We start from the raw sequence: 5,266 nt of genomic DNA, 5'->3' as shown, positions 1-5,266 counted from the left end.
CGCATATCCCCATGTCCAGCCTGCGCCGATCGGCGAATAGTCGAGATCGCATATATCATTATGGGATAACGTATTGTACGAACTTTTGCCTATCCACACGCCGTGTGCGCCGTGCATGATGAGATTGAGCGCATGCATGTAGCAATTATCCACCGTGATGCGTTCGGTGCGCTGTTTTTCGTCTGTGTGGAGCGCCGTATCGCCGATGTAGACGCCGCCGCCGCCGTGATCGAAAATATGGCATTGACGCACGGACACATCGAAACAACCTTTCTCGAGCCAGAGCGCATGGACATTGCCGTGCGAGAATTCGCAGGCACTGAACGACGCGTTGCGAAGCCCGCGCGCGAAGACCATGGCCTTACGAACATTGACGAATGCCTGGCCGTCGATGACATCGGCAGTGCCGAAATCGCGGTCTACGTGCGTGAGCACAAGGCCCTGAAAACCGATATATTCGACGAATTGATCGTTCTTCGGGTCACCGCGCACGTCGATGAGGCATGATGCGGCAGGCGCGATCACATCCGCTTTCGTGATATCCTCGCCGGGGAGCGGCTTATACAGGAGCGTGCCGGAAGCCCTGTCCAGATACCATTCGCCGGGGGCATCGAGCGCCTCGCGTACGTTCTCGAAATAGAAGCGCGCATCGCCCCATTTCCCGAAGGGATATGATGAAGGGTTCTTTACGATTATCTTATTCTGGTCCATATCAATGGAATCCACCGTATGGAACGATGCCGTCCAGGAATGATACACCCACACGTTCACATCGCGAATATTTTCCCAGGCGAGCACGTCGCCGGGTTTAAAGAAGAATTCCTTTTTGTTATCCTTGGTGAAATTCGCCGCGCGGAAAAATCCCGTGTTCGGATGGCGCGAGCGCACCGCCCGTCTGCCGTTGATGAAAAGCGCATGGAAATACCAATCGCCTTCCTTAACAGCATCGATCTCCGTCTGCCAGAGCTCGCCGTTCTTTTTCCATCCATCGATGCGTTTGCCGCCGCTTAACACCGCTTTCCCGCTTTCTTCTGCGCGTATGAGCAGCGGATATTCCTTCGTTCCGCCGTCTCCCGGGATAAGCGTTATCGGATCGCTCATCCGGTATATGCCGTTCTTCACGATGACGGTCACCGGTCTATTGTAAAGCCCCTTGGCTTTCACGCCGCGGAGCATTGCGAGCGCGCCGTTCACCGATGCGAATGGCCCGTCGGTCTTCGCCGCGTTCGGTGCGGACAGCGTGCCCGTCCAGTCGTCATTGCCGGATGGTGCGATGTAATAGGTCGCTGCGTCCCTGACGTTCTCCGTGCGCGTTCGGATCTCGATCGTGCGTTCAACCCCGGAGGCAGCGAGCTTTCCCGTGAAGAATTTTTCGCGGCGCTCGTTCAATTCGTCGGCGGAGAGCGTGCAGGGATACACACGCACATCATCTATCATACCGCTGAAATTCTGCCATGTGGAGCCGACGGTGAACGGCCGGTCAGCGGTGAGCGGCGCATCGAAATCAGGATGAAGCGCTTTTTCCGTATCGAGCGAACCGTTGATGTAGAGCAAGAGCTTCTTCGCCTGCCTGTCGACGACAAGGGCGATATGCGACCATTCATTCGCTTTGATCTTCCCCGATGAATTGAAACTGGTCCCGGCAGTGGGGCCGCCGTCCTTCTTCCGTCCGAACTCGAGGGAGACATGCCCCCCCTCACGCAGATCGATGACGCCCCAGACGACAGGATAATTATCAACGATGCCGATCATACGCCGGCGTTTGTCCTTAAGGTCATCGAAGGTCACCGCGCTCGGGTTCGCCCAGAACGACACGGTCACATCGCTCATGCCGAAGGAAAGTGTCTTCGGCACATCCACGGTCACGACGGTAGCCGCCGTACCGTCAAAGAGCGCCGCCGCGCGCGACTTCCCGTTGGGCGCCCACTTCACGGCCTTGACGGGGACATCGTTCACGACGTCCTTCGCCTTCGTACCCGCGCCTTCATCGAACGGAATATAGAATATCGGCTTTTCCGCCGCGGCGAGCATACCAATGGCGATGAGCGCTGTAAGAAGATGTTTCATGGAGAATCCTCCGCAATAGTGCGAATGCCGACCGTGCCGCCAGTATACGGTATTTTTACAGAAAAAGGCAATTGATTTCCTGGTCGAAATTTGCATTTTTTGGAAAGTCCCGCTATCGGTCGATACGTGTCAAACGAACATCATCGAGCCAGAGAACGCTTCCCGGTTCATTGCCGCCGAGGTCGAACTGTACGAGCGCTTCGGATGCGGTGTCCTTGCTCCTCCCGGCGATGCGGAACGCCGACGGCGTTGACGTAAGTTCTATCGTGCGCATGCCGATAACCGTATGCGGCGCGTCCTTTCCCTGAAGCCCTGCGCGGCAGGACATCGGCCCGTTGGCGAATGCGCGGAAGGTGAGCGCATAATCGGCGTTCGGCTCGGCGGTGAACGGCTGCGCTATGCGGAGATAGTATACCGCACCGACGCGCTCATTGACCGTGAGGCGCAGGGAATTCTTACCGCTGATGCGCCCCGTGCTGTCGATCTCTGCGGCAAGCGCGTTCGCTGATGTTTTTCCCTGCCAGAGCAGCGTTTCCCAAGATTCCGTCCCATTATCAAAACCGCCGTTCCTGATGATATCAACGAGAGGCGCCTCTCGTACGAAATGCGCCTCTGCGGTCTTCGACCATTCGCCGCGGTGATGGGCACGTGCCCGGAGCGTCATGTCCTCGCGGAGCAGTATCGGACCGCGGTATCGTTCGGATGTGAGCGAGGGCTCGCTCCCGTCCTTCGTCACATAGATATCCGCACCTTTTGTTGCAGAGGCGATGGTGATGGATGTTTTCCCATAGAATACATCGTCATGCTGAAAATGCGGCTGCCATACACCGTCGGCTGCTTTCAACGGTTCGACGATAATTATCGCGTATTCCAATGCAGGCATATCGATACTTGTGGAAAATCCCGATGAGAGCTCGGTGACGGATACCATGCGCGAATAATCCTTCTGCGCGAATGCTGCATCATGCATATCCTTGGTGTACGGTATCGGCGTGAGGAGCTTCACGCGCAGCGGTACCCCGCCGAACGCGTCCGGATCCAATGAGACTGTGAACGGCGCGGGTGTTCGCTTCCAGTCGATACCGTGTATCGCGACCGGGGCATTCACCGTTCCGGGAAGCACCCGGGCGAATGCATATATTCCTTTTCCGCCGCGTGTGATATGGAACGGCTTATTTTGTTTTGTCCAGCGCGCATCGTCGATATCCGCTCCGTGCGCATACGCATCCTCATAGCCGTCGAGATACGGCGCCGAGGCGCGTATGAAAGCGAACATATCTGCATACTGCTCGGGCTTCCCGAAGAAGCGGTCGCCTTTCGGCGTGGGGAGATAGGTGTCCCACGGTGCTTCGATATGACCGCCCACGGCGTAGACGACGGCAATGGTCTTACGGATATGCGTTATCCAGTCAGGCGTTTCTTTGGGATCGGAACGCAGCGGCATGGTCACCGTCTGTCCGCGGTTGAACGATGCCGCCTTACGCATCGCTTCATAAAGATATGACGGCTGTGCATCCGCGGCGTTGAGCTCGCCGATGCATGAGTCGAATGCAAGCTCTATCTCCGACCAGTCGCGCACCCCATTGTTGCAGGTGATAGGCACCGTACGCCCGGTGATGCGGTTCACCTCGGTGCGCCACCATTTATTGAACTCCACGGTCGAGCGTACCTGGAAGCGTTCGAATTCGGCTCTGAGCTCATCCGGCGTTCCCTTCATGAAATCATCGCCCGACGGATAGTTCTTTCCTTTAAGATAAGCGCGGTAATCAAAGCCTGTCGTGTCGGTTATACCGAATTTCGAGAGCACGGCGGCATCGGTATTATCCTTCAGATAACGCTGAAAGCCTTTCATGCAATGATCACAGAAGCACCCTCCCCAGCGAAGCGCATGTTTCCCCTGAGCGGGTTCATCGCGCTGCATGCCGTCGGCACCGGCGCGTATGCTGTCGATGACGAAACGCACGTGGCCGTCCCTGAATTCAGGGTTATTCGCGCAGCCCCAGGGATTGGGCTTTTTCCATGCGCGCATCCAGGTCGCATACACGGGCGTGCCGTCGATGTTCACGACATTCCACTGTTCGCTCGAAACACTGCCTTTGTAATTGCCTGCCGATACCGCTCCGCCGAACCAGACGCCGAGCGCATGCACTTTATCGATGAATTCCTTTTTATCGGTGTATGTCCACTCAAGGCGCGTTACATGGAAACCAGCGACCGCAGCGAGCGTATCGTGCGGATCGCTCTTGCTTGCGGGACGCGGAGCGAGCGAACGCATGACGACATCGCTTGCCTTCGGCGCACCCGGGGGGAGCTGCCGGGACTGTGCCGCATCAGCAAGACGGAGTTCCGCCGCGTCGGCGCAGAGTATGACAACGATGAGGGATACCACGATCGACGATCGAATGTTCATAGGACGCTCCGCTCAGGGGTGATGATCATAAGTATAGCGCACCGGGGTGACAGTTGCAAATGCAAAAAACCGGACATTGACGAAAAAAAACGGACATATAGGATACGAAAATGCTCACCGCAGTGATCGAACTCGTCCGCAGGAAACACGCGCCATCCGCGAGGTGGCGCGGCTTGTCGGCATGCATGATCTCAGCTACTTCGCAAAATGTATGCGCAGCTTTTCCGGCCGCACGCCGTCGGAGATACGCGGGGAGGAATGATGAGATCCGGAGCGTTCCATGACCGATAGTACACCCGCAAAGCGCCGCTCGGGGAAAGAAGGCCCCATCCATTGGTTCCATCTCGAGCGCACGGCGTCCCCGGTCCGCCCCGTGTTCATCAACTTCGCCGTGACCGATGTCCGCCGGAAATTCGTTCTGCCGGCGCATCGTCACGATACCTACGAGATCATCTACGTGGAGCGCGGCGACTACCGTGCGCGCGTCAACGGTGCGCTGCTCTCGCTCTCGGCCGATGACGTGCTCGTGCTCAAGCCGGGCGATTCGCATGAGGACAGCTTCCGTCCCGGGCTTCGCACCATCGGGTTCATGTTCACCTTCCTGAAAGAATCCGCTGCGATGGGGACGCCGCTCGATATCTTCATCCCCGGGATACGCCCGTGCGACCAGCATTTCCGCGCGAAGCGGGACATATTCATGCCCGTCATGGAAACGCTCAAGCGCGAGACGGCGAGCGATGACCCCATAGCCCCCTATCTTGCCGATCACAGCGGATATGTGTTCTTCTG

Annotated in this window: 3 protein-coding genes; 1 reads left to right on the top strand and 2 read right to left on the bottom strand. The window is 57.3% G+C overall.

Annotated elements, in window-relative coordinates; all coding sequences use genetic code 11:
• Together AABZ39_19175 and AABZ39_19170 are read right to left on the bottom strand one after the other, a co-directional pair.
• The coding region (locus tag AABZ39_19175; protein ID MEK6796904.1) for a LamG-like jellyroll fold domain-containing protein at positions 1 to 2,067 on the bottom strand (2,067 nt) is incomplete at its 3' end.
• 112 nt (positions 2,068 to 2,179) lie between these two features.
• Entirely contained in the window at positions 2,180 to 4,477 is a 2,298-nt protein-coding gene (locus AABZ39_19170; GenBank protein ID MEK6796903.1) for a chitobiase/beta-hexosaminidase C-terminal domain-containing protein, read from the bottom strand.
• A 280-nt stretch (positions 4,478 to 4,757) separates the two neighbouring features.
• On the opposite strand from AABZ39_19170, the gene AABZ39_19165 reads away from it, so the two are divergent.
• On the top strand, positions 4,758 to 5,266 hold a 509-nt coding region (locus tag AABZ39_19165), incomplete at its 3' end, for an AraC family ligand binding domain-containing protein (protein MEK6796902.1).

It is taken from the genome of Spirochaetota bacterium, from assembly GCA_038043445.1.
In the GTDB taxonomy this organism is placed as follows: domain Bacteria; phylum Spirochaetota; class Brachyspiria; order Brachyspirales; family JACRPF01; genus JBBTBY01.
This window is presented reverse-complemented; position numbering and strand designations above follow the sequence as displayed.